General features: G+C 68.5%; 23 protein-coding genes and 1 tRNA gene. 14 read left to right on the top strand and 10 right to left on the bottom strand.

The features are described 5' to 3' along the window. The first annotated feature begins 15 nt into the window (after nucleotides 1-15). The gene (locus tag V7672_RS02220; RefSeq protein WP_335623033.1) at nucleotides 16-753 is read left to right on the top strand and encodes a Crp/Fnr family transcriptional regulator; all 738 of its coding nucleotides are present in this window, start codon (nucleotides 16-18) and stop codon (nucleotides 751-753) included. Here the strand turns inward: V7672_RS02220 and V7672_RS02215 are convergent. Beyond that, entirely contained in the window at nucleotides 688-2376 is a 1689-nt protein-coding gene (locus tag V7672_RS02215) for an amino acid ABC transporter ATP-binding/permease protein (RefSeq protein WP_335623032.1), read from the bottom strand. The two genes, V7672_RS02220 and V7672_RS02215, sit on opposite strands and share 66 nt — an antisense overlap. After that, the gene (gene cydD / locus V7672_RS02210; protein ID WP_335623031.1) at nucleotides 2373-3977 is read right to left on the bottom strand and encodes a thiol reductant ABC exporter subunit CydD; all 1605 of its coding nucleotides are present in this window, start codon (nucleotides 3975-3977) and stop codon (nucleotides 2373-2375) included. Before cydD ends, V7672_RS02215 begins: the two co-directional genes overlap by 4 nt. A gap of 129 nt (nucleotides 3978-4106) precedes the next feature. On the opposite strand from cydD, the gene V7672_RS02205 reads away from it, so the two are divergent. The 4 genes from V7672_RS02205 (at nucleotide 4107) to V7672_RS02190 (ending at nucleotide 8290) form a co-directional block, all read left to right on the top strand. Then, on the top strand, nucleotides 4107-5681 hold the full coding sequence (locus V7672_RS02205; protein WP_335623275.1) for a cytochrome ubiquinol oxidase subunit I: 1575 nt from the start codon (nucleotides 4107-4109) through the stop codon (nucleotides 5679-5681). Between the two features lie 23 nt (nucleotides 5682-5704). Beyond that, nucleotides 5705-6853: a cytochrome d ubiquinol oxidase subunit II gene (gene cydB, locus V7672_RS02200; protein WP_335623030.1), complete on the top strand. Its 1149-nt coding sequence runs from the start codon at nucleotides 5705-5707 to the stop codon at nucleotides 6851-6853. A gap of 17 nt (nucleotides 6854-6870) precedes the next feature. Next, nucleotides 6871-7014, top strand: a complete 144-nt coding sequence (gene cydX / locus V7672_RS02195) for a cytochrome bd-I oxidase subunit CydX (protein ID WP_335623029.1) — start codon at nucleotides 6871-6873, stop codon at nucleotides 7012-7014. A 142-nt stretch (nucleotides 7015-7156) separates the two neighbouring features. Then, the gene (locus V7672_RS02190; RefSeq protein WP_335623028.1) at nucleotides 7157-8290 is read left to right on the top strand and encodes a patatin-like phospholipase family protein; all 1134 of its coding nucleotides are present in this window, start codon (nucleotides 7157-7159) and stop codon (nucleotides 8288-8290) included. 13 nt (nucleotides 8291-8303) lie between these two features. Here V7672_RS02190 and V7672_RS02185 read toward each other — a convergent pair whose 3' ends face one another. Genes V7672_RS02185 through V7672_RS02175 form a run of 3 tightly spaced genes read right to left on the bottom strand, consistent with a single transcriptional unit; the run spans nucleotide 8304 to nucleotide 12897 of the window. Beyond that, nucleotides 8304-8648 (bottom strand): ArsR/SmtB family transcription factor, encoded by a 345-nt coding sequence (locus tag V7672_RS02185; RefSeq protein WP_335623027.1) that lies wholly within the window; start codon nucleotides 8646-8648, stop codon nucleotides 8304-8306. After that, on the bottom strand, nucleotides 8645-11875 hold the full coding sequence (locus tag V7672_RS02180; protein ID WP_335623026.1) for an efflux RND transporter permease subunit: 3231 nt from the start codon (nucleotides 11873-11875) through the stop codon (nucleotides 8645-8647). The genes V7672_RS02185 and V7672_RS02180 overlap by 4 nt, the downstream gene beginning before the upstream one ends. Then, nucleotides 11872-12897, bottom strand: coding sequence for an efflux RND transporter periplasmic adaptor subunit (locus tag V7672_RS02175; RefSeq protein WP_335623025.1), 1026 nt, complete (start codon nucleotides 12895-12897; stop codon nucleotides 11872-11874). Before V7672_RS02175 ends, V7672_RS02180 begins: the two co-directional genes overlap by 4 nt. Nucleotides 12898-13066: 169 nt before the next feature. On the opposite strand from V7672_RS02175, the gene V7672_RS02170 reads away from it, so the two are divergent. Both V7672_RS02170 and V7672_RS02165 read left to right on the top strand, forming a co-directional pair. Beyond that, nucleotides 13067-14380 carry an NAD(P)/FAD-dependent oxidoreductase gene (locus tag V7672_RS02170; protein WP_335623024.1) on the top strand — a complete coding sequence of 438 codons (1314 nt, stop codon included), beginning with the start codon at nucleotides 13067-13069 and terminating at the stop codon, nucleotides 14378-14380. Continuing rightward, a complete protein-coding gene (locus V7672_RS02165) occupies nucleotides 14377-14580 on the top strand; it encodes a YgaP family membrane protein (protein WP_335623023.1) in 204 nt (67 codons plus the stop codon). Before V7672_RS02170 ends, V7672_RS02165 begins: the two co-directional genes overlap by 4 nt. Nucleotides 14581-14615: 35 nt before the next feature. Here V7672_RS02165 and V7672_RS02160 read toward each other — a convergent pair. Both V7672_RS02160 and cpdR read right to left on the bottom strand, forming a co-directional pair. Next, nucleotides 14616-14690 (bottom strand) — tRNA-Val (locus V7672_RS02160). A 99-nt stretch (nucleotides 14691-14789) separates the two neighbouring features. Continuing rightward, nucleotides 14790-15146 carry a cell cycle two-component system response regulator CpdR gene (gene cpdR / locus V7672_RS02155; RefSeq protein ID WP_335623022.1) on the bottom strand — a complete coding sequence of 119 codons (357 nt, stop codon included), beginning with the start codon at nucleotides 15144-15146 and terminating at the stop codon, nucleotides 14790-14792. Between the two features lie 140 nt (nucleotides 15147-15286). Between cpdR and V7672_RS02150 the strand changes: the two genes are divergently transcribed. Next, nucleotides 15287-16168 carry an N-formylglutamate amidohydrolase gene (locus V7672_RS02150; protein ID WP_335623021.1) on the top strand — a complete coding sequence of 294 codons (882 nt, stop codon included), beginning with the start codon at nucleotides 15287-15289 and terminating at the stop codon, nucleotides 16166-16168. Between the two features lie 240 nt (nucleotides 16169-16408). Here the strand turns inward: V7672_RS02150 and V7672_RS02145 are convergent, their stop codons facing one another. Beyond that, nucleotides 16409-17119 carry a DUF599 domain-containing protein gene (locus V7672_RS02145; RefSeq protein WP_335623020.1) on the bottom strand — a complete coding sequence of 237 codons (711 nt, stop codon included), beginning with the start codon at nucleotides 17117-17119 and terminating at the stop codon, nucleotides 16409-16411. A gap of 127 nt (nucleotides 17120-17246) precedes the next feature. Here V7672_RS02145 and ppa point away from each other — a divergent pair, with 127 nt between their 5' ends. Then, nucleotides 17247-17798 (top strand): inorganic diphosphatase, encoded by a 552-nt coding sequence (gene ppa / locus V7672_RS02140; RefSeq protein WP_305488575.1) that lies wholly within the window; start codon nucleotides 17247-17249, stop codon nucleotides 17796-17798. Nucleotides 17799-18375: 577 nt separating this feature from the next. Next, nucleotides 18376-20247, top strand: coding sequence for a cobaltochelatase subunit CobT (cobT, locus tag V7672_RS02135; RefSeq protein WP_335623019.1), 1872 nt, complete (start codon nucleotides 18376-18378; stop codon nucleotides 20245-20247). On the opposite strand, the gene V7672_RS02130 is transcribed toward cobT, so the two are convergent. Further along, entirely contained in the window at nucleotides 20244-20768 is a 525-nt protein-coding gene (locus V7672_RS02130) for a demethoxyubiquinone hydroxylase family protein (RefSeq protein WP_335623274.1), read from the bottom strand. The two genes, cobT and V7672_RS02130, sit on opposite strands and share 4 nt — an antisense overlap. Before the next feature lie 85 nt (nucleotides 20769-20853). Beyond that, nucleotides 20854-21390, bottom strand: a complete 537-nt coding sequence (locus V7672_RS02125; protein WP_335623018.1) for a disulfide bond formation protein B — start codon at nucleotides 21388-21390, stop codon at nucleotides 20854-20856. 88 nt (nucleotides 21391-21478) lie between these two features. On the opposite strand from V7672_RS02125, the gene V7672_RS02120 reads away from it, so the two are divergent. The 4 genes from V7672_RS02120 to V7672_RS02105 all read left to right on the top strand — a co-directional run bounded on the left by V7672_RS02120 (nucleotide 21479) and on the right by V7672_RS02105 (nucleotide 24695). Further along, nucleotides 21479-22144, top strand: coding sequence for an exopolysaccharide biosynthesis protein (locus V7672_RS02120; RefSeq protein WP_335623017.1), 666 nt, complete (start codon nucleotides 21479-21481; stop codon nucleotides 22142-22144). 121 nt (nucleotides 22145-22265) lie between these two features. Beyond that, on the top strand, nucleotides 22266-23369 hold the full coding sequence (gene hppD, locus V7672_RS02115) for a 4-hydroxyphenylpyruvate dioxygenase (protein WP_335623016.1): 1104 nt from the start codon (nucleotides 22266-22268) through the stop codon (nucleotides 23367-23369). After that, complete coding sequence (locus V7672_RS02110; RefSeq protein WP_322255830.1) at nucleotides 23362-23535, top strand: hypothetical protein; 174 nt, start codon at nucleotides 23362-23364, stop codon at nucleotides 23533-23535. Before hppD ends, V7672_RS02110 begins: the two co-directional genes overlap by 8 nt. Before the next feature lie 23 nt (nucleotides 23536-23558). Continuing rightward, nucleotides 23559-24695, top strand: a complete 1137-nt coding sequence (locus V7672_RS02105; RefSeq protein ID WP_335623015.1) for an isoaspartyl peptidase/L-asparaginase family protein — start codon at nucleotides 23559-23561, stop codon at nucleotides 24693-24695. Nucleotide 24696 lies beyond the last annotated feature (1 nt).

Raw genomic sequence — 24696 nt, 5'->3', positions numbered from 1 at the left:
CCACGGGATTTCTCAATGCACCAGGTCCGATTGAAGCCGTCTGTCTGTCCCCGCCGCCCGATTGCATCGGACTGCGGGACGTGCGGAGCGCGGTCCTTCAGCGTCTGTGCCAGCCTTGAGGGTGACGATCTGGCGCGCCTGTCGGCCATGGCTGAATCGGTGCGATTCGACCCCGGGCAGGCCCTGACCCGTCAGGGTGAGCGCGCCGACTATCTGTTCAACATCACGTCGGGCTCGGCCAGGGTGCAAACCCTGATGGCCGATGGGCGACGTCAGATCACCGGCTTCCTGTTCGCCGGGGATTTCGTCGGGCTGGAGGCGACGGCCCGTCACGCCGGGTCGGTCGAAGCCATCGAGCCGCTCACCGCCTGCCGCTTTGCCATGGCGGACTACCGCACCCTCGTTCGCCAGACCCCGGCCCTGGAAGCCGTGCTGCTGGAACGCGCGGGTCACGAGCTGACCGAGGCCCGGGCCCAGATCCTGCTGCTGGGACGCAAGACCGCCGAGGAAAAGCTGGCGTCCTTCCTGCTCAGCCTCGCGGACCGTGACCCGATGCGCCCGCACGCCGAGGGCCAGCTGCGCCTGCCCATGAGCCGCACCGAGATCGCCGACTATCTGGGGCTGACCATCGAGACGGTCAGCCGCGTACTGGGGCGCTTCAAGACGGCCGGTATCGTGCAGCTGGTGTCAGTCTCGGAGCTGCGCATTCTGCGACCGGAACGCCTGACCCAGCTCGCAGACAGCGAGGGGTGAGGGGGCTGCACCCTGCCCCTCGACGACTTCGACCACCCTGTCGCATAGCTCGACGCCTGCGGGCCGGTGGGTGATCAGAACCAGCCCCTGACCCGTGCGCTCCAGCCGCGCCTTCAGCCGGTGCAGGACCTTCTGCTCGGTGCGGGCATCCAGCCCCTCGGTCGGCTCATCCAGCACCAGCCAGGGCGCGGTCCGCAGATAGGCCCGCGCCAGCGTCAACCGCCGCCGCTCTCCGCCGGACAGAAAGGCCCCGCCCGGCCCGACCGGCATGTCCAGCCCCTTGGGCGAGGCTGCGACGCGTTCGGCCAGCGCTGCCTCCTCCAGAACGTCCCACAGCCGGGCCTCGGGGGCCTTCGGGTCGGCCAGCCGCAGGTTCTGGGCCACCGTTCCGTCCAGCAGGGACACTTCCTGCGCGGCATAGGTGAACAGGCCCCGGACATCGACGTCGCTCCGGGCAGGGTCCAGCCCGCCGGCCGACATATGGTCCTCCACACCGGCCCTCAACCCCATCAGCTGCTCGATCAGGGTGGTCTTGCCGATCCCCGACGGCCCGTTCAGCCGCACCCGGGCACCGCCCGGGATCTCCGGCCGATCCGGAAACAGGCGCAGCGCTGTCCCGGCGGGGGTCTGCACCCGCCCCCTCTCCGCTTCGCCCATCAGCGGCTCCAGACGCGCGGTGGCCGTCCGCGCCGCTCCCGCATCGCGCAAGGCGACCACCAGGGCCAACGCCGCCTCCATGCCTGCGGCTGTGGACAGGGCGGCGACGGCGATCAGGGGGGTTGCCGGCGCCACCGGCGACAGGATCAGGGGCAGGGCGACCGCCGCCATCACCGTGAGGCCGGTCACCGCACCGGCCCAGCTCATCAGGGAACCGGCCCGCCGGGCCAGCGTCACAGCGGCCGCGTCTGCCACATCGGCCACTCGCGCGACCTCGGCCGTGGCCCAGCCTTCCAGCGACCAGGCCTTCAGTTCGGGCACCGCCGCCTCCAGTTCGGCCAGCCGGGCCTTGAGCCGCCCCTGCGCCGCCTGACGGTCCGCCGCGGCCGGCTGCACCCACCGCTCGGCGATCCAGCGGCTACCCAGCACCAGCACGGTCGCACCGGCGACAAGCGCGAGCGCCGAAGCGACATGGGCCAGCGCCGCCATCGCGGCCGAGACCAACAGTCCCGCGCCAAGCGCCCAGGGTGCCGACAGACGGATAAAGCGCGTCTGGATGGCATCTACATCCTCGATCAGGCGCGACGATGCCTCGCCCGCCGCCAGTGTCTTGATGGCCCCCCGTCCCTCGGCCAGTCGGGCGTAGAGGCGCGGTCTGAGCCGCCCCAGCCCCTGCAGCGCGGCCTCGTGCCCCGCGACCCGCTCGACGTAGCGCGAACCGGTCCGCACGATGGCCAGAAGCCGGATCAGGGCGCTCGGGATCATATAGTTGAAGGCATGGGCGACCGCCGGCCCGGCCAGACCCGCCAGTGCCGCCGCCGTGATGAACCAGCCGGACAGGCCCAGCAGCAACGCGGCGCCGCAGGTCACGCCGATGGCCGCGACCGTGGCGACCATCAGGCGCGGACGCTGGGCCCGCACCTCGGCCCGGATCAGATGTTCGAGGGGAGACAGGGCTTGGCTCACAGCGCCACCACCCGGTCGGCCAGCGCCATGACGGCACGGGAATGGGTCGCAATCAGGCAGGTTCGGCCCTTGATGGCGGCAGCCAGTGCCGGGATCAGCGCCGCCTCGGCATCGGCATCCAGATGCGCAGTCGGTTCGTCCAGAAGCAGCAGGGGCGCCTGCTTCAGCATCGCCCGGGCCAGCGCCAGCCTGCGCCGCTCGCCGCCCGACAGGCCGCCGCCGCGTTCGTCAATGCGGCGGTCGAGGTCGAGCGTCAGGCCCGCCTGTTCGGCGGTCGCCCGGATCAGGTCGCGCGACGCATCCGGCCGTGACAGGGCGATGGTGTCGGCCAGGGTGCCCGGCACCACCACGGTCGTCTGCCCCATCCAGCCGATCTGTCCGCACCAGTCCCCGTGTTGCGACAGGCGGTGGCCGTCGACCTCGACCTCGCCCGCCGTCAACGGCGACAGGCCGAGGAACAGATGCAGCAGGCTGCTCTTGCCGGTCCCGCTGGCCCCCGTCAGGGCGATTACCTGACCGGGCCGGACCTCGAGGTCGAAGTCCGCGATGACCGGGGGCGCATCGCCATAGGCAATGCCGACCTTGCGGAAGGTTACGGCGGGGCTCTTGCCCAGCTGCGGGGCGGCGACGCGGGCAGGGGCGTCGCGCCGCGCCAGCGTCGGCACAACCGCCTCGGCAGCCTGCCGGTCGTGATAGGCGGCGGCCATGCGTCTCAGGGGGGCATAAACCTCGGGCGCCAGCACCAGGGCGAACACCGCCCGCCCCAGATCCAGCGGCTCGGGGATCGGCACCGGCATCAGGTCCAGCAGTTGAAAGCCGCAATAGACCGCGACCAGCGCCACCGCGAGTGCCGAGAAGAACTCAAGAATACCGGAGGACAGAAAGGCGATTCTCAGCACCCGGGCCGTACGTCGGGCCAGGGCGTCCGAGGCGCGTTCGACCTCCGATGCCACCGTCTCGGAGGCCTGGAAGGCGGCGACCGCGGGCAGGGCCCGGATGCGATCCAGGAACAGGCCGGACAGGCGCTCCAGCGCCTCGAACTGGTTCCGGCTCTCGGCGGCGGCGGCGGTCCCCGCCAGCCACAGGCTCAGCGCAAAGGGAATCAGGGTCAGGGCCAGAATCAGCGCCGACACCGGACTGGCCGTGGCGATGGCGATCAGCACCAGAACCGGGGCGAACACGGCGGCCATCCGCGCGGGCTCGAACCGGGCATAATGGCCCTCCAGCCGGTCCACGCCCTCGACGGCGGCGATGAGACCTCCGCCCGATGGACGCAGTCCCGCGAACAGGTCGGTCACCACCCCTCGGCGCACCTGCCCCTTGATCCCGGCGGCGGCCCGCGCGCCGATGTCTGTCGCCCGCTGCGACACCAGGCCACGCACCGCCAGCGCCGCCATCATGAGCAGGAGCCCGGTCACGATCGCGCCTGGCCTGTCCGGCCATGACGTCAAGGTCAGCGCCAGACCTGCCGCAAACCCTATCGCCGGCAGGATGTCGGCTGTGGTCATCAGGGCCGCGAGGCCCAACGCACGGCGTTGGGGTCGGCCTGCGTCACGCAGCCAGGGCCTTGAAGGGACGGGAGAGGAAGCGGCGTGGGTCACGCGCGCTCTATAGGGGATTTTGATCCCCGTGACCCTTGATCCAGATCAAGGCGCGACTCCATCCTGTGGCCTACGGCGACGATCTACCCGGCCAATCCGGCCATGACCAAGGGAGTGCTCGGTTCCATGATCGATCTGGCGGTCGTTGACCTGTCCCGCCTTCAGTTTGCGCTGACGGCTCTTTACCACTTCCTGTTTGTGCCCCTGACGCTGGGCCTCAGCTTCATGCTGGTCATCATGGAGTCGATCTATGTGATGACCCGCCGGCCGATCTGGCGGACCATCACCAAATTCTGGGGCACGCTGTTCGGCATCAACTTCGTCCTCGGCGTCGCCACCGGCATCACCATGGAGTTCCAGTTCGGCATGAACTGGAGCTATTACAGCCACTATGTCGGCGACATCTTCGGCGCCCCGCTGGCGATCGAGGGGCTGATGGCCTTCTTCCTCGAGGCCACCTTCGTCGGGCTGATGTTCTTCGGCTGGGACAAGCTGAAGCCGCATGCCCACCTGTTCGTGACCTTCATGGTCGCCCTGGGCACCAATCTGTCGGCCCTGTGGATCCTGATCGCCAACGGCTGGATGCAGAACCCGGTCGGCTCGACCTTCAATCCCGACACGATGCGGATGGAGGTCACGGACTTCATGGCCGTGCTGTTCAACCCGGTGGCCCAGGCCAAGTTCGTGCACACGGTCTCGGCGGGCTATGTGATCGCGTCGGTCTTCGTGCTGGGCATCTCGGCCTTCTATCTGCTGAAGGGCCGTCACAAGGGCTTTGCCAAACGGTCGATGACCGTGGCCGCCGCCTTCGGCCTCGCCTCGTCCCTGTCGGTCGTCGTGCTGGGTGACGAGAGCGGCTATGCCCTGACCGACAACCAGAAAATGAAGCTGGCTGCCATCGAGGCCATGTGGGAGACCGAGCCCGCCCCCGCCGGCCTGACCGCCGTCGGCCTGCCGAACATGGTCGACCACAAGACCCACTACGAGGTCAAAATCCCCTGGGTTCTGGGCCTGATCTCGACCCGCAGTCTGGACGGCCAGGTCGAGGGCATCCTGCCCCTCGTCGCCGTGGCCGAGACCCGCATCGAATCCGGCATGCTGGCCTATGATGCGCTGGAGCGGATCAAGGCGGATCCGGAGGACGTCACGGCCCGCGGTGACTTTGAACTGCACCGCAACGACCTGGGCTACGGCCTGATGCTGCGCCGCTTCGTGAACGACCCTCGCGAGGCCACCCCGGATCAGGTCCGCGCCGCCGCCTGGGCCACAGTCCCCAACGTGCCGGTCATGTTCTGGTCGTTCCGCATCATGGCGGGCATCGGCTTCCTGATGATCGGCCTGTTCGCCACGGCCTTCATCCTGTGCACCCTGCGCAAGCATGAGACGAAGTGGTTCCTGCGCCTCGCCGTGTTGGCCATTCCCCTGCCGTGGATCGCGGCGGAACTGGGCTGGATCGTGGCCGAGGTTGGCCGTCAGCCCTGGGCCGTCGAAGGGGTCCTGCCGACCTTCCTCGGCGCCTCCAGCCTGACCGTGCCACAGCTGTGGGGCACCATCATCGGCTTTACCCTGCTGTACGGCGCGCTGGCCGTGGTCGAGGTCGGCCTGATCCTGCACACCATCAAGAAGGGGCCCTTCGCCGGACATGGCGACGCCGACTCCGAACCGGGATCGCCCTCGGGCGAAACCGAACCCGCCACCGCCTGACCCGACAGACCCGGAGATCCGTCATGGAAATGCCTCTCGATTTCGCCACCCTCCGTGTCATCTGGTGGGGCCTGCTCGGCGTGCTGCTGATCGCCTTCGCCCTGACCGACGGCTTTGACCTCGGCGTCGGAGCCCTCCTGCCCTTCGTCGCAAAGACCGACGAGGAACGCCGCATGGTGATCAACACCATTGGCGCGACGTGGGAGGGCAACCAGGTGTGGTTCATCCTCGGCGGCGGCGCTATCTTCGCCGCCTGGCCGTTCGTCTATGCCGTCAGCTTCTCGGGCTTCTACCTCGCCATGTTCCTGGTGCTGTCGGCCCTGATCCTCAGACCGGTGGCGTTCAAGTACCGGTCCAAGCGGCCCTCGCCCAGGTGGCGCAGCTTCTGGGACTGGTGCCTGTTCATCGGCGGCTTTGTCCCGGCCCTGGTCTTCGGTGTGGCCGTCGGCAATGTGCTGATCGGCGCTCCCTTCCGCCTCGATAGCGACCTGCGGTCCTTCTACGACGGCACCCTGCTGGGCCTGTTCACGCCGTTCGCCCTGCTGTGCGGCCTGTTGTCGGTGACCATGCTGGTCCTGCACGGTGCCACCTGGCTGGGACTCAAGGCCGAGCGCGGCCCGGTGCAGAAGCGCGCCTTCGCCATCGGCACGGTCGCGGGCCTGCTCAGCCTGGTGCTGTTCGCGGCGGGCGGCGCCTGGGTGGCCTTCGGGGACCTCGGCTTCCGCATCGTCAGCGAGGTCGATCCCAACGCCTTCTCCAACCCGCTGCGCGCGACGGTCGAGGCCGCCGACGGGGCCTGGATGGACAACTATGCGACCTGGCCGTGGATGCTGATCGCCCCGGCGCTGGGCTTCCTCGGCACCGCTGCGGCCCTGCTGGGCCTGTGGCGCAAGTCCGAGCCGCTGGCCTTCACCGGCTCCTCGGCGGCGACGGTCGGGATCATCTCGACGGTCGGCCTGTCGATGTTCCCCTTCATCCTGCCCAGCTCGATCGATCCGGGCTCCAGCCTGACGGTGTGGAATGCCTCGTCCAGCCACCTGACCCTGTTCATCATGCTGGTGGTGACGATCATCTTCCTGCCGCTGATCCTGATTTACACCGCCTGGGTCTACAAGGTGCTGTGGGGCCGCTCGACCACCGCAGCGATCAAGACCAACCCTGACCTCTACTGACCGGAAAGACCTGCGCCATGTGGTATTTCGCCTGGATCCTCGGCCTCGGCCTCGCCGTCCTGTTCGGCGTCCTCAACGGCCTCTGGCACGAGTTCAACCTGTTCGACGAGGGTGACACCGGCCAGTCGGTGCCGGATCCGGAGGAGCAGGGCTCAGCCTGACCGAATGAGCCGAGCCGGTCCGGTCACCCCGGGCCGGCTTCGCCGTTTCGGCAGCCGCGGCAATGCCCCGGCTCTGCGGCCTCGCCCTGTCGCCAAAGGGCATTTTCATCCATTCGTCACACCGCAAGACTAGAAATCGGGGATGATCCGGATCATCGCAGCGGTATTGCTCTCCCTTGCGGTGGGGGCCTGCGCGGGGTCACCCCGTCTGCCGTTCGAGCTCGATCATCGTCTGGGGGCCACACCCGGCGTGGCGCAGGCCGTAACCGGCTCGCCTCTCAGGTCCTACGTGGATGGTCCCGACAGGTTGGCGGCGTTCCAGCGGGCCTTCGATGAAGGGGTGCCGCTGGGGCCCGACGGCGTGCTCGACTTCATTGCCCTGTCGGGCGGGGGCGCCAACGGCGCCTTTTCCGCCGGCGTCATGAAGGGCTGGTCCGAAAGCGGGACCCGCCCCGACTTCGAGGTGGTGACCGGGGTGTCGGCCGGGGCCCTGGCCGCGCCCTTCGTCTTCCTTGGTTCTGACTGGGACGACGAGCTCGAGGCGGCGTTCACCGGGGGCGACGCGACGAACCTCCTCCAGTCACAGGGCCTGGGCGTATTCGTGGGATCCGGCCTCTATCAGGCCGAGCCGCTCCGGGCCTTGATCGAGCGCCATGTCGATGAGCGCCTCTTGCGGGCGGTGGCCGAGGAGCATGCCAAGGGGCGTATCCTGCTGGTCGCGACGACAGACCTGGATTCGCAACGCGGCGTAAGCTGGGACCTGGGCGCGATCGCAGCGCTCGGCACGCCCGAAGCGCTCCAGTTGTTCCGGACGGTGCTGCTGGCGTCGGCCAGCATTCCCGGTGTCTTTCCTCCGGTCATGATCCCGTCGGTCAGCGGCGACGCCCGCTTCGATGAAATGCATGTCGACGGCGGCGTCACGACCCCGTTTCTCGCGATACCCGAGGCGCTCTGGGCATTGGACGATCCCCACGCGGGCCTCGCCGGTGCCCGTTTTCATGTGATCGTCAACGGGCGCACCGCCCCGGAATTCTCCGTCACACAGGACAGTATGAGCGGCGTGCTCGGCCGAAGCGTGGACGCTCTGCTCCTTTCGTCCCTCACAGCCAACCTTGCCGGAAACCGGGCCTTTGCGATCCGCCACGGCATCTATTTCCGCTACGCGGCGCTGCCGGATGATGCGGAGCACTCCGCCCTCGACTTCAGCACCGAGGGCATGCGTGCCGTCTTCGAAATCGGGCGTCAGGGCGCATTGGACGGCTCGATCTGGCGCTAGGTGTCGCTGAGCCTCACGCGGTCGAACGCTTCGCCTTGCCGCCATAGAGGTCGCACAACAGGGCGATGACCCGGGCGGCGGTCGCATCCGTGATGGCATAATAGATGGTCTGGGCCTCGCGGCGCGGAGAGATGACGCCGGCGTCGCGCAGGCGGGCGAGGTGCTGCGAACAGGCCGACTGCGACAGGCCCGCATAGCCGGCGAGGTCGCCGACCGCGCATTCCCCCTCACTGAGACGGCACATCAACATCAGCCGCTGTTCATTGGCGAACAGCCGCATCAGGCGAGCAGCCGGAGCGGCGCTGGCCTCGAGCTCGGCCAGGGCCTTCGCGTCGGGCGTGGGGAGGGCGTCGGTCATGGCGTCTCTTCCGCAGGGGGTGGTGCGCCGAGCGGCAGACCGTCGTCCCTCAAGGTAATATAGATCGCCGGGATCACCAGCACCGTCAGGATCGTCGAGGAGATCAGGCCGAACAGCAACGAGATGGCCAGACCCTGGAAGATCGGATCGAACAGGATCACGGCGGCTCCGATCATGGCCGCAAGGGCGGTCAGCAGGATCGGCTTGAAGCGGATGGCTCCGGCCTCGAGCAAGACCTCGCGCAGGGGGCGGCCGGGTGTCCGGGCGTGGCGAATGAAGTCGACCAGCAGGATCGAGTTTCGCACGATGATCCCGGCCAGGGCGATGAAGCCGATCATCGAGGTGGCGGTGAACGGTGCGCCGAACAGCATATGGCCGATGACGATCCCGATCAGGGTCAGCGGGATGGGCGTCAGGATCACCAGCGGCAGCCGGAAATCCTTGAACTGGGCGACGACCAGCACATAGATCCCCAGCAGGGCCACGCCGAAGGCCGCGCCCATGTCGCGGAACGTCACCCAGGTGATCTCCCACTCGCCGTCCCACAGCACGGTCGGAATGGTCTCGTCCGTCGGCTGGCCGTTCAGGCGGATCTCGGGCCGGGGCAGGTCGCCCCAGTCGTGCGCATCAATGGCCGCGCCGATGGCGAGAATGCCATAGATCGGGGCCTCGAACTGGCCCGCCAGTTCGGCCGTGACCATCTCGGCGGCCCGGCCGTCGCGGCGGTACACCGGCCAGCTGGCCAGCTCCTGGCGGGCGTCGACAACCTCGCCCAGCTCCACGAGTCGACGCTCGCCGTCGATGGCGGTCATGGCGACGGGCATGACGGCCAGCTGTTCGGTCCACGCCCGCGCCGATTGCGGCAGCCGCACAGCGATCTCGACCGGCGTGCGTCCGTCGTCGCGCGCGGCATAACCCAGGACCTGCCCCCCCATCAGGGCGGCAACCGAGTCGTGGACCTCGCGCTCGGACAAGCCGAAGCGCTCGATCTTCTCCCGGTCCGGCACCAGCCTCAGGACCGGGCGGCGCACCCCATACGAATTGTCCACGTCAACCACCGAGGGCTCGGCCCGGAACAGGGTCTCAAGTTCGGCGGCGACGGCCCGGCGTGTGGCGGCGTCGGGGCCATAGACCTCGGCCAGCAGGGTGGCCAGCACCGGCGGCCCCGGCGGCGCCTCGACCACCTTGATCGATGCACCGGCCGGCAGCGGCAGGTCCGCCAGGCGGCGGCGCAGGTCCAGGGCCACCACATGGCTGCTGCGATGGCGGTCCCCCTTGGGCGCCAGCAGGACCGCCAGATCGCCCTGTTCCGGCCGGTCGCGTAGAAAATAGTGGCGAACCAGACCGTTGAAATTGAACGGGGTCGCGGTCCCGGCATAGCTTTCCATCGACACCACCTCGGGCAGGGTCTGGCTTACCGCGGCAGCGGCGGCCAGGGTCCGATCCGTGGTCTCCAGACTGGTCCCCTCCGGCATGTCGAGCACGACCTGCAGTTCGGACTTGTTGTCGAACGGCAGCAGCTTCACCGGCACGGCGCGCAGGCCGAACATCGACATGGCCAGCAGGGTGGCGAGGCCGACGACAATCAAAAAGGTCCAGGCACTGCGGCGACTGCGGATCACCGGTGTCGCCACCCGGCGATACAGGCGGCCCAGCATACCCTCGCCGGGCTCATGCCCGTGGCCGCCGGCCAGGGTCTTGCGCGCCAGGCGGATCATCAGCCAGGGCGCAATCACCACGGCGACGAAGAAGGAAAAGACCATGGCCGCCGAGGCATTGACCGGGATCGGCGCCATATAGGGGCCCATCAGTCCCGAGACGAACAGCATGGGCAGTAGGGCGGCGACCACGGTCAGGGTGGCGACCACGGTCGGATTGCCGACCTCGGCCACGGCCTCCACCGTCGCCTGTGCCCGGCTTCGACCATCGTTCATGGCCCAGTGGCGGGCGATGTTCTCGATCATCACAATGGCATCGTCGACCAGGATGCCGATCGAGAAGATCAGGGCGAACAGGCTGACCCGGTTGATCGTGTAGCCCATCAGGTTGGAGGCAAAGAGCGTCAGCAGGATGGTCGTCGGGATGACCACCGCCGTCACGCCGGCCTCGCGCCAGCCGATGGCAAAACCGATCAGGACAACGATGGAGACTGTCGCCAGCCCGAGATGCATCAGAAGCTCGTTCGCCTTTTCGTTGGCCGTCTCGCCGTAGTCACGCGTGACCACGACCTTGAGCCCCTCCGGGATCAGCGTGCCCTCCAGCGCCTCGACCCGCGCCAGCACGGCGTGGGAGACGACGACAGCATTGGCGCCCTGGCGCTTGGCGACGGCCAGGCTGACGGCGGGGGTCCGGCTCCAGCCGTCGTCGGCACGGGTATAGTGGGCGGCGCGGGCCTGGTCCTGGCGCGGCGCCTGAACGATGGTGGCCACGTCGCGCAGATAGACGGGCTCGCCCGTGGCCGAACTGACCGTCAGCATCGCCGCGTCCTCGGGCGAGGTCATCCGGTTCCCGGAGCGCAGGGGCACCGCCTTGCCCCTCTCGCGGACGGAGCCGGCGGGGAAGCTGCGATGGGCCTGACCGATGGTCTCGAGGATCGCGGACAGGGGGACGCCGCGGGCGGCCATGCGGGCGGGATCCGGCTCGACCCGGATCTCGGACGGTCGTCCGCCGACGATGAAGGTCAGGCCGACATCCTCGACCTTGCCGATCTCGGTGCGCAGCCGCGTGGCGACGTCATACAGCGCCTGGTCGGTCCACCGGCCGGCCGCGTCGGCGCGGGGCGTCAGGGTCAGGACCACGGCGGGCACATCGTTGATGCCCCGGGTGACGATCTGCGGCTCGGACACGCCGGCCGGAATGGCGTCGTAGTTGGCGCGGACCTTTTCGTGCACGCGAACCGCCGCGTCGTCGGGATCGGATCCGACCTCGAAGCGGGCGGTGACCATCACCCGGTCGTCCTCCACCTGGGTATAGACATGCTCCACCCCATCGATGCTGCGCACGATGGCTTCCAGCGGCTTGGCCGCCAGTTCCGTGGCGTCGGCCGCGCTGAGCCCGGGTGCGGCGACCATGATGTCGACCATGGGCACACTGATCTGGGGCTCCTCCTCGCGGGGGATCGACAACAGCGCCATCACGCCGACGGCGATGGCCGCCAGCAGCATCAGGGGCGTCAATGGCGAGTTGAGCGTGGCGCGCGTCAGCCGCCCGGAAAGGCCAAGGTTCATTGGACGGGCTCCGGGCTCAGCACCACATCTCCGGCCTTCAGGCCCGACAGCACCTCGACCCGGTCGCCGTCGACCGGGCCGCCCAGCTGGACCGGCGCGTCCGAGACCCGCCCGGCGGCATCAACGGTGCGGACGAAATCGATGCCGTAGCGGGTGGACACGAAGCGGCGCGGCAGGACCAGGGCTTCACGCTCACCGATCGGGGCCAGCACGGTCACCCGCTGGCCCACCCGGTCGCTCGCCAGGCCCTCGACGGCGATGTCGGCCGTGATCCGGCCGCCGCTGGCCGCCGGATAAACCTGGACGATGGTGCCGCTGGCAGGAAGGCCGTCGCCGGACAGGCTCACAGTCTGGCCGACCCTCAGATTTCGGCCCTGGACCTCCGGCAACTCCATGCGCAGGACAAGGGGGCCGGCGGTCACGGTGGCGACGGATTGGCCGGCGGCGACCACCGAGCCGGCCGGGACGTCTGCGGTCAGCACGCGGCCGGACGTCGGGGCAAGGATGCGGCCCTGTGCCCCGGTCTCGGCGCTGGCGGCGCGCTGGGCGCGGGCAGCCCGGGCCTGGGCGTCGGCAGACCGGGCTGCCGCCCGGGCCTGATCCAGGGCGGCCTGGGCATAGAATCCGCGATCAAAGAGCGTCTGAACCCGCGCCAGCTGGGCCCGGGCCCGTTCGGCCTCGGCTTCGGCCGCCGCCACCTGGGCGTCGAACGCGGCGGTCTGCAGGTCCACCCGGTCATCGGCGACCACGCCGATAACCTGACCCTGACGAACGAGGTCGCCCTCGCGCACCGTCATCTGGACAAGCGTCCCCGGGATGCGGGCCCGCGCCTCACCGAGATCGCGAGAGGTGATTTCGGCCGAGGTCGGCTTGAGGTCCGCGATCAACGCTTCGCTCACGACCAGGCGTTCGCCCGTGACCGGTTCCGGGGCAACCCTGTCCGGCTCGGCCCCGCAGGCGGCAAGGCTGCCGATCATCAGGACGCTGGCGGCGAGAGCAGCAAGCGCGGCGGTGGGTTTCATCTTCAGGCCCTTATGTTAGCTTGACCTAATATTAGATAATGCTAATAAGAACGCAAGCCCGGTGATCATCGTCCCCGCGCCACAACCGGGCCTTGATCGAGATCAAGGCCCGGTCCGCCGGGCCCGCGCACACTGCAGGATCGGAGACGCCCAAATGGGAGATGCCACCATGAACCGGCCCACCATTGTCATTCTCGGCGCAGGCCTGGGCGGCGCCATAGCCGCCTATGACATCCGTCACACCCTGGGCGACCAGGCGCGGATCGTCATGGTGTCAAAGGGCGACATCTTCCATTTCACCCCGTCCAACCCCTGGGTGGCGGTGAACTGGCGCAAGCGTGAAGCGATCGAGGTCAGCCTGCCGGAAGTGATGAAGCGCAAGGGCGTCGAGTTCATCAACGTCGGCGCCAGTGGCATCCGGCCGGCCGACAAGGCCGTGGACCTGTCCGACGGCCGGTCGCTCGCCTACGACTACCTCGTCATCGCCACCGGTCCCGAACTGGCCTTCGACGAGGTTCCGGGGTTGGGCCCCGACGGTCATACGGTGTCCATCTGCCATGTCGACCACGCCGCTAAGGCGGCAGAGTCCTTCGATCGCTTCGTCGAGAACCCGGGCCCGATCGTCGTCGGCGCCGTCCAGGGCGCGTCGTGCTTCGGACCGGCCTATGAGTTCGCCATGATCCTCGACACCGAGCTGCGGCGCCGCAAGCTGCGCGACAAGGTGCCGATGACCTTCGTCACCTCGGAACCCTATATCGGCCACCTCGGCCTCGACGGCGTCGGCGATACCAAGGGCCTGCTGGAAAGCGAAATGCGCCAGCGCCACATCAAATGGATCACCAACGCCCGGGTGACGAGCGTCGACGCCGGCCTGATGCACGTCGAGGAGGTCAACGACGACGGCACGGTGAAGACCGTCCACGACCTGCCGTTCGCCTGGTCCATGATGCTGCCGGCCTTCCGCGGGGTCGAAGCGGTGCGCGGGGTCGAGGGTCTGACCAATCCGCGCGGCTTCATCCTGGTCGACAAGCACCAGCGCAACCCGACCTGGCCCGACATCTTCGCCCTCGGGGTCTGCATCGCCATTCCGCCCACTGGCCCGACGCCGGTGCCGGTCGGTGTCCCCAAGACCGGCTTCATGATCGAGAGCATGGTGTCGGCCATTTCGGCAAATCTGAAACAGATCCTCAAGGGCGAGGCGCCTTCCTTCGAGGCCAGCTGGAATGCCATCTGCCTGGCCGACTTCGGCGACGGCGGCGTGGCCTTCATGGCCCAGCCCCAGATTCCGCCCCGCAACATCAACTGGTCCGCCAGCGGCCGCTGGGTTCATGCCGCCAAGATCGCCTTCGAAGGCTATTTTCTGCGCAAGGTCCGCAAGGGTCAGGCCGAGCCCCTCTATGAGAAGCTGGCCCTTGATCTGATCGGTGCCCACAAGGTGCGTCGCGTCAACACTCCAGCCTCGACCCCGGAGACCCTGTCGTGAACCTCGATAAAGCCGTCATGCTGTTCGCCGGATGCGTCGTGCTGGCCAGCCTCGCCCTGACCCACTGGGTTCATCCCGGCTGGGTCTGGCTGACCGCGTTCGTCGGCGCCAACCTGATCCAGGCCTCGGTCACAAGCTTCTGCCCCGCCGCCATGATCTTCCGCCGTCTCGGCGTCCGCAAAGGCACGGCCTTCCGTTAGGCGCAGCCTTGCCACGGTCGGGTGCGGGAGGAAAATGGTGGACGCGACAGGGATTGAACCTGTGACCCCCTCGATGTCAACGAGGTGCTCTCCCGCTGAGCTACGCGTCCGCCGGGGCGGGGCCGGCAGGTGCCGGTCCGGGAAGGCGCGGGGTATAACCCGTCTCCGCGCGAGACTGCAAGCCCCTCACGGCCTTGTCAGCCAGCTTATCAGGCGGCGATCATTTTCTCGACTTCACCGACCAGGTCGCGCAGGTGCACCGGCTTGGACAGAACCTTGGCCTGGGGCGTGCTCTGGGCCGCGGTCAGGGCCACGGCGGCAAAGCCGGTGATGAACATGATGCGCAGGCCCGGCTGGCGGGCGGCGGCCACGCGGGCCACCTCGATGCCGTCGGCGCCCGGCATGACGATGTCGGTCAGCAACAGGTCATAGGGGCCGTCGTCCAGGGCATCGATGGCGTCATCGCCATTCTCGCAGTCGACGACCTCATGACCGGCCCGCTCCAGCGCCCGGGTCAGAAAGCCCCGCAGCGATCCATCGTCTTCTGCCAGAAGAATGCGTGCCATCGAATGGTCCCCAAAGCCGTCAGCCCGAACGGCCGTTTGCCTCACTTGCGGAAAAGGTTAAGGCGACAAGCGTAAACCGGCCATGAAAATCATTGATCCGTGTCCACAGGGATTCCACGGGCGGCCAAAGGGGAGGGCATATGACAGCAGAAGACGGGGATCCGCAGGCCGAGGCCCCGTTTCGTCTGCTGCCCCCCGTCGGGGACGCCGCCAGCCCGCTGGTATTTGCCTCTCCGCATTCGGGTCGTCTCTACCCTGAGGCGGCGGGCTTTGACCCGGACCTGTCCGACCTGTCGCTGCGCAGCGCCGAGGACGCTCTGGTCGACCGCTTGATCGCCGGCGCGCCCGGGCAGGGGATACCGGTGCTGCTGGCGACCCATGGCCGGGCCTGGCTGGACCTGAACCGGGCGCCGACGGACCTCGACCCGACCCTGATCGACGACCTGCCCGCCGGTACCGAGGGCGGACCCCGGGCCCAGGCGGGCTATGGCGTGGTGCCGCGCCTGACGGGCGATGGCCGGGCGCTCTATGGACGACGCCTGTCACGGGCCGAGGCCGCGGATCGTATCGAGACCGCCCACCGCCCGTATCATGCGGCGCTGGATGCCCTGATGCAGGAGGCCCGCGCCCGGCACGGGGTGGCGGTGCTGGTCGACTGGCACTCCATGCCCGGCCCCAACCCCAGCCCTCCGGCCAAACGTCCGGTCGCGGCCTTCCCCCAGATCGTGCTGGGCGACCGCCACGGCGGGGCTTGCGCCACCGCCCTGACGCGGCGGGTCTCGGCCCTGCTGGGCGGGGAGGGGCTGCGCGTGGCGCTCAACCACCCCTATGCGGGCGGCTGGACGACCGAGCGCTGGGGGCGCCCGGGCGAGGGCTTCCACGCCCTGCAGATCGAGATTTCGCGGGCGCTCTATCTGGACGAGGCGCGCCTGCAGCCGGGCCCGGGCTGGGCGCGCTGTCAGGGCATTATCAACCGTCTGATCGACAGCCTGGCGCGTGAGGTGCGCGACCTGGTTCCCTGACCCTTCGGACAGAAAAAATGCCGCGCCCGGAGGCGCGGCATGAAAGTCTATAGGGAGGAAACGCCCAGGAAGGGCAAGACGCCCGAAGGCGTCAAAGTGAAGTTAGGTTGCAGTGCACAATCCGTCAAGCAGCTATTTTTCACCGGATGTCACGGATTGTAACATGCGAATGGTAATTTTCGCCAATGTAACCGTTTCAAAGTCAAAAAATGTCCCATTAAGGGCCGCAGCTGCTCAGTATCAGGGCGCGGGCGGACCTTTGCCGGAATCGGATTCCAGCACCGCCCGCACCTTGCGGATGGCCCGGGCGGCCGGCGAGCGTTCCTGCCGCCAGATCAGCAGGGAAAAGGCCGCCATTACCCCCGCGCCCAGCCACAGCGGGCCCATCAGCCAGGCCGCCGCCGCCAGGGCGAAATAATAGGCCCGCACCCCCTGGCTGAAGGCGGCCAGCGCCGGATTGATCAGGTCGCCCGCCGCCCGGCCCAGGGCGCCCCGGTCCAGCCCCTCGTCAAGCTCCGGCACCGATCCGATGACCGCCAGGGTGTAGTTGAGCTGGCGAATCGACCAGATGAAATCCAGCAGGCCCCGCACCAGACAGATCAGGATCAGCGCCAGCTTGGCCTCCAGCAGGGGCAGGGGCACGGCCTCGGCGCCGACGGCAGCAAAGCCGCGCAGCGCGGCCTCTCCGCCAAACAATATGCCGGCGACCGCCGCGATCAGCAGCAGGTTGGTCGAGGCAAAGAATGAGGCCGTATTGATCGAATGACCCATCAGCTGGCTGTCGACCAGCCGGATCTCGCGCCGGGTCATGGCCGACATCCACACATGCCGGATCAGCTGCATGTCCTGATTCAGGGTGCCGACCGACCGCGACAGCAGCCGCAGGACCGGCTCATAGCCCAGCCAGCACAGGATGAAGAGCGCCACGGCAGCCCAGTCGAGCGGAGTCATATGCAACGCCTCATAAAGAAGGCCTCGTGGCCCGATCCGTCGGGCCCTGCGCGGAACGCTTGCTACTGGCCCCGGGTTTGCCTATCACGCCCGCCTCCCCGTTTCGCAAGTGCACAATAGACCCGTCATGAACATTGATGCCATCCCCGTCGGACCCAATCCCCCCTGGGACCTGAACGTCATCATCGAAATCCCGCAAGGGGGCCTGCCGGTCAAATATGAGATGGACAAGGCGTCAGGCGCCCTGTTCGTCGACCGCTTCCTGCATACGGCCATGTATTATCCGGCCAATTACGGCTTTGTGCCCCATACCCTGTCGGCCGACGGCGACCCGTGCGACGTGCTGGTGCTGAACCCGACGCCGGTAGTGCCCGGCTGCGTCATCCGCTCGCGGCCGATCGGCGTGCTGATCATGGAAGACGAAAAGGGCATGGACGAGAAAATCCTGGCCGTGCCGGTCGATGCGCTGCATCCCTATTACACCGACGTCGCCAGCTACCGTCAGCTGCCGGCCATCATGATCGACCAGATCCAGCACTTCTTCACCCGCTACAAGGACCTGGAGAAGAACAAGGAAACGGCCGTCAAGCGCTGGGGCGACGCCGGCGAGGCCGCCGAGCTGATCGCCATCGGCATCCGCGCCCACCAGGACAAGCTGAAAGCCGACAAGAAGGGCTGAGGGCCCGGCCGGTCCTGATGTCCCGTCATCCTCCGACTTGATCGGAGGATCGGTCCGGGCAGACCGTTAGCCGTTTCGGACGTCACCGATCCTCGGGTCGAGCCCGAGGATGACGCTGGACTGAGGGCGGTGACCATGATCGCCACTTCCCAAAAAACCAACGCTTTCAACATCCCCACCCTTTCGCGCACCGTTCTTCCCGACCGGGCCCGCGCCTGATCGATACTGTCCGGTTGCCAAAGCCACCGTGCGGGGAAGCTCCAATTCAGACGGTTCAGACGGTTCAGACGGTTCAGACGGTATTCTTCTCCCCCTCTCCGTCGGGAGAGGGGGCAGGGGGTGAGGGGCTCACCGCTGCCTTCGGCGTGAGCCGTCGCACCGTCCCTGCCACGGCGGTCGCCGACGGATACCACCGGCCCTCATCCGGCGCTCGCGCGCCACCTTCTCCCAGCGGGAGAAGGATACGCTTCACCGTTGGACCTCATTTCAGACCATTCAGACGGTTCAGACGGTGTTTTCTCACCGTCTCAATTCCCCGCCCCTTTCCCCCGCGCATCGTCGGGGCTAGGTCAGGATCATGCCGCCGGACACACCCACCGAGACCTTCAAGCGCGCCCTGGCCCATGCGGCGCGGGCGCTGGCCGAGCAGGACGACCTCGAGGTGGTGTTCGCCTCGGACGGGCCGCGGATGTCGAATGGCGTCCTGACCCTGCCGCACCCGCCGCGCGACCCCTCCGGCCCCGAAAGCGCCGCCCTGCGGGGACAGGCCGACCGGCTGGCCCTGCGGCTGGCCAATCATGACGACAGCCTGCACCGGACCCTGACCCCGCTGGACAGCCGCGCCGCCGAGGTGTTCGAGGCCGCCGAACAGGCCCGGGTCGAGGCCGTGGGCAGCCGCGCCATGGCCGGGGTTCGCGCCAATCTGGACGCGGCCCTCGTCACCCGCATGGAGCGCAGCGGCCTCACCCGCGTGACCGAGGCGGATCAGGTACCGCTGGATCAGGCGGTTGCCCTGCTGCTGGCCGAACGACTGGGCGAGCGCCCCTTGCCGAAAGCGGCCACCACCACCCTCGATCTGGTGCGCGACGATCTGATCGAGCGGGCCGGTCCGGCGCTCGACCGGCTGGCGGCCGCCGTCGACGACCAGAGTGCTTTTGGCCGCGAGATGCAGGCGGTGCTGAAGGCGCTCGATCTGGACCCCGGCAATGGCCAGGCCGATGAGGCCGACGATACCGAGGGCGAGGATGAGGCCGCGGACGACGCCCCCTCCGAAACCGAGGACGAGAGCGACGACCCCGACACCGGCGACAGCGAGGACAGTTCGCCCGAGGGCCGCAGCGAGGACTCCGGCTCCGACGGCGAGCGCGACAGCCGCCCCGACGGCGCCCCGGCCGAGGCCGACGGCGAGGACTCGGATCAGGCGGCGGAATCGCAGGAGGGCATGCGCCCGGGCCGCACCGAGGGCGAGGGGGGCCATGACCCCTCCGTCTATCGCGCCTTCACCACCGCCTTTGACGAGGTCATCGCCGCCGAGGAACTGTGCGACCCGGTCGAGCTGGATCGCCTGCGCGCCCTGCTGGACCAGCAGCTGACCCAGCTGTCCAGCGTGGTCGCCCGCCTCGCCAACAAGCTGCAGCGCCGCCTGCTGGCGCAGCAGAACCGCAGCTGGATGTTTGATCTGGAAGAGGGCGTTCTCGACACGGCCCGCCTGACCCGGGTGATCACCGACCCGACCGCGCCCCTGTCGTTCAAGGCCGAGAGCGAAAGCCCGTTCCGCGACACGGTCGTCACCCTGCTGCTGGACAACTCCGGCTCGATGCGCGGGCGGCCGATCATGGTGGCCGCGGTCTGTGCCGACATCCTCGCCCGCACGCTGGAGCGCTGCGGCGTCAAGGTCGAGATCCTCGGCTTCACCACCCGCGCCTGGAAGGGCGGCCAGCCGCGCGAGGCCTGGATCACCGCGGGCCGCCCCGCCAACCCCGGCCGTCTGAACGAGCTGCGCCACATCATCTACAAGACCGCCGACGCGCCTTGGCGCCGGTCCAAGCGCAACCTCGGCCTGATGATGCGCGAGGGCCTGCTCAAGGAGAACATCGACGGCGAGGCGCTGATGTGGGCCCACGACCGCATGCTGGCCCGCACCGAGGCACGGCGCATCCTGATGGTGATCTCGGACGGCGCGCCCGTCGACGACACCACCCAGACCGCCAATCCGGTCCACTATCTGGAACGCCACCTGCGCCAGGTCATCGGCCAGATCGAGGACAGGTCCGACGTCGAACTGCTGGCCATCGGCATCGGTCACGACGTGACCCGCTTCTACCGCCGTGCCCTGATGATCACCGACGTCGACCAGCTGGCCGGCGCCATGATCGAGAAACTGGCCGAACTGTTCGACGCCAAACCCAAGACCGAGCGCGCCGCCCGGCGGCTCAGGCGGGCGGCCTAGACCCGCTCGCTGACCTTGATGGCGGCGCGGCAGCCGGCCTTGATCACCGAGGACAGCAGGCGATAGCCGGGCGCATCGCGGCTGCCGCGTTCGACGGCGTGGTCGTGGTGGGCCATCTCCTCGGCCCGGAACTGTGCCAGCTCGCGGGCCAGCTCGGGGTCACGATCCGCCAGCTCGGCGATCTGGTCGGCATAGTGCTGCTCGATCACCGACTCGACCGCCTCGGTACAGGCATGGGCCGCCTTCTCGCCCAGCAGGGCGGTGCCGGCCCCCAGCGCCTGGGCCGCCAGGTGCCACAGGGGCAGGGCGGCGGTCGGGGCAACCTGGTTCTGGTTCAGCAGGGCCTCGAACCGCGACAGGTGCACAGCCTCATGGCCCTGCATCCCGGTCAGGTCGTCGGTGATGGCCGACTTGCCCTTGCGCCCCTCAAAGACGGCGCGCTGGGCGCGGTAGATCTGAACGGCAGCGTACTCGCCCGCATGGTCGACCCGCAGGATCTCGGCCATCCGTGCCCGGTTCATGCCGGCACCCGGCCGGGGCAGGGGGATGGCGCGCGACCCCTTGCGGCCCGTGATCTCCGGGTCGTTCAGCGGGTCGGCGGAGGGATCAACCTCTGGGGGCACGGGCATCCTTGGGACGTTTCGCGGCCAGCAGGCTGAAGATCGCGAGGGCCGCAGCAATCAGGGTGTTCCAGCCTGCCATGGACAGGCCCAGGAAGCGCCATGTCACGGCGTCGCACGCCACGATCGGCTCGACCTCGGCGGTGCCCATGGCCAGGGCGGCCAGCCGCTCCAGATTGATCTCGCCCGCCCCGCCCGAACACACGGCCGGCAGCTCCCACCAGCCGGCTTCCCCCCCGGCATGGAAGCCGGCGGTGATCGCCCCGGTCAGGAAGACGATGAACAGCAGGAAGGCCGCGACCCGCGGCGTGCCCCGACTGGCCCGGCTGACCAGGGCCCACAGGCTGGCGGTCAGGGCAATGGCGACCGCCACCCAGTAGACCTCGCGCTGCTTGAGGCACAGGTTGCACGGGGCCAGCCCGCCGAACCGCTCAAAGGCGTGGGCGGCGGCAAGGAGGCTCAGGGACGCCGCAAGGGCGAACACCGTCCACCAGCGGGTCAGGACACGATAGGCCGACATCATGCTGCGATGCTTAGCGCGGTCCTGCGGGAACGTCGATCCATCATCGTCGGCGGCTGGACCTGACACACCGGGATGCTAGAGGGGCGGCATGACGACCGAACCCGCGCCCATCCCGCCGTCCTCGGAGCAGGACGACGTCCGCCACAATCTGGCGCGCCTGCTGCGGCGGCTGGCCGATGACGGGGCCGAAAACGGTCTGACCCTGCACCAGATCCGCGACCGGCTGGACGAGCGGGCCTACGGCCTGCTGATCCTCATCCTGGCCATCCCCTGTCTGGTGCCGGGCCTGTACGGTGTCCCGCAGGTGGTCGGCATCGTGATCGTGATCCTGGCGGCCCAGCTGCTGGTCGGGCGCGAGGAGCCGTGGCTGCCGCAGTGGGTGCTGAGACTGCGCGCCCGGGCCAGCTGGCTGAAGGCCATGGCCGATTTCGCCGAACAGCGACTGGGCTGGATCGACCGGTTCTCGCGGCCGAGGCTCTCGGCCTTCGCCTCGGGCGCGGGCGAAAAGCTGGCGGCCCTGTTCATGATCCTCGCGACCCTGACCATCGTCCTGCCCATGACCAACACCATCCCCTCGGTGGCGCTGTCGCTGCTGGCGGTGGGCCTGATCCAGCGCGATGGCCTGTTCGTCATCGGCGGGGCCGTCGTGGCCACGGCCTGGATCGGCCTCCTGACCACGCTCGCCGTCGCCTTTCTGCTGGGCGCGGACTGGGCGATGCGGCTGGTCACGGACCACATTCCGGGGCTCGGCTGAGCGCCGCTCGCCACAAGGTGAAGCCGCCTCGCTTGGCTTGGGCGGTCCGGATGACTAGGTTCCGGCCTCAAAGGTGGCCATGCGTGCCGCTGTGAACCCTTCAGGATCAGGAGACGCGACCATGGACGACGCGACCCAAACCCCCACGGCCCAACAGATCAATGCCGCAAACCCGCTCGGCGTCGACGGCTTCGAATTCGTCGAGTTCACGGGCCCCGAGCCCAAGGCCATGATCGCGCGGCTCGAGCTGATGGGCTTCACCCAGACCCATGTGAACCCGGAAAACGACGTGGTCCGGCTGAAGCAGGGCGACATCACCATGCTCGTCAACCGCAGCCCCAAGGGCCAGGCGGGCGAGTTCGCGACCGAGCATGGACCGTCGGCCAACGGCATGGCCTTCCGGGTCAATGATGCGAAGGCGGCCTATGATGGCGCCGTGGCGCGCGGCGCCAAGCCGGCCGAGGGCCATGACGGCGGCGCGCTGGGCAAGGGCTACGCCTATGTCCTGCAGGGAATCGGCGGCTCGCTGCTGTATCTGGTCGACCAGTATGGTGAGGCCGGCTCCCTCTATGACGGCTGGGACGAGATCGAGGGCTGGGAAGAGGCTGAGCGCAAGAATTCGGTGGGCCTGTTCTGCCTCGACCACCTGACCCACAATGTGCGCCGGGGCCAGATGCGCACCTGGTCGGGCTTCTACGGCGACGTCTTCGCCTTCGAGGAGCAGAAGTATTTCAACATCAAGGGCAAGGCGACGGGCCTGTTGTCCCAGGCGATGATCGCGCCCGACCGCGCCATCCGCATCCCCCTGAACGAGAGCCAGGACGACAACTCCCAGATCGAGGAGTTCCTGAAGCGCTACAACGGTGAGGGCATCCAGCACATCGCCCTGGCCACCGACAACATCTTCGAGACCGTCGAAGAAATGAAGCGTCGCGGCATCCCCTTCCAGGACACGATCGAAACCTATTTCGACCTGATCGACAAACGCCTGCCGGGTCACGGCGAGGACGTCGCCCGCATGCGAGAGAATCGCATCCTGATCGACGGCTCGGACGAGGACGGCATCCTGCTGCAGATCTTCACCCAGGACACCTTCGGCCCGATCTTCTTCGAGATCATCCAGCGCAAGGGCAACCAGGCGTTCGGCGAAGGCAATTTCCAGGCGCTGTTCGACTCCATCGAGCTGGATCAGATCCGGCGTGGCGTGATCAAGGTGGATGCCTAAGCCTCCGGCCTGGATCCCGTTCACGGGACCGGTCGCGGCGGGGGTGACGGCGGGGCTGGCCGCGCCGCACCTCGGCTTCTGGCCGCTGGTGATCGCCGCCACCCTGATGGGGCTGGTGCCGGTGGTCGGCTATCAGCTGTGGAAACGGGCGCATCACGAACGATGACACCCAGTGGGGGAGGCGGACCAATGAAGACCTGGCTTGCGGCGGTTGGGACCGCTCTGACTGTAGCGCTGGCCTCGCCCGTCCTCGCCCAGGACGGCGCGTGGTCGCTGGCCATTCACGGCGGGGCCGGGGTGATCGAGCGTGGCAGCCTGACGCCGGAGCAGGACGCCGCCTATCGCGCGGCGCTGGACGGCGCACTTCAGGTCGGGGCCGAGGTGCTGGACAATGGCGGCTCGGCGCTGGACGCCGTCGAGGCCGTCATCCAGGTGCTGGAGGATGATCCCTTGTTCAACGCCGGGCGGGGTGCGGTCTTCACCGCCGACGGCCGGATCGAGCATGACGCCGCCATCATGGACGGCACGACGCGGGACGCCGGGGCCGTCGCCGGCCTGACCCGCACCCGCCATCCGATCAGCGCCGCCCGTGCGGTCATGGAAAACTCGCCCCACGTCTTCCTGATCGGACAGGGCGCCGAGACCTTCGCCCGCGATCAGGGGCTGGAGGAGGTCGACCCGGCCTTCTTCTTCACCGAGCGGCGCTGGCGCGGCCTGGTCCGTCAGCTGGAGCGCGAGGGCCTGCCCGTACCGGCTCGCCCTGCAGGCGCCCCTGCGGAGGGCGCCATGGCCGCGGTCGCCCCGCCGCTGGACGAGCGCAAGTTCGGCACCGTGGGCGTGGTCGCGCTGGATCGGGAGGGGCGACTGGCGGCCGGCACCTCGACCGGCGGCATGTCGGGCAAGCGCTGGGGCCGGGTGGGCGATGTGCCGGTGATCGGCGCGGGCACCTATGCCTCGAACGTCGAGGGCTGCGCCGTCTCGGCGACCGGCTCGGGCGAGTACTTCATCCGCGCGACCGTGGCCCGGGACATCTGCGCCCGGTATGCATGGGAAGTCAGCTATCCCGAATCCGAGGAGAACCGGGCCATGGCCGTAGAGGATGCCTGTCCGCCGGACACGGCATGCCCCGGCCCCCGACAGCCTGTCCATGTGGCGGCCAGCGAGGAAATCCGCGAGGTCGGCGATCTGGGCGGCGAGGGCGGGGTGATCGTCATGACCGCCCAGGGCCAGGCGTGGTTCGAGATGAACACCTCGGGCATGTACCGGGGCCGGGTGGCCGAAGGCGGAGACCGTCTGGTCGCCATCTATGCCGACGAGGACGACTGAC

This window comes from Brevundimonas sp., assembly GCF_036963785.1.
Lineage (GTDB): Bacteria > Pseudomonadota > Alphaproteobacteria > Caulobacterales > Caulobacteraceae > Brevundimonas.
Note: the sequence above shows the minus strand (reverse complement) of the source record. Positions and strands in the feature narration are given on the sequence as shown.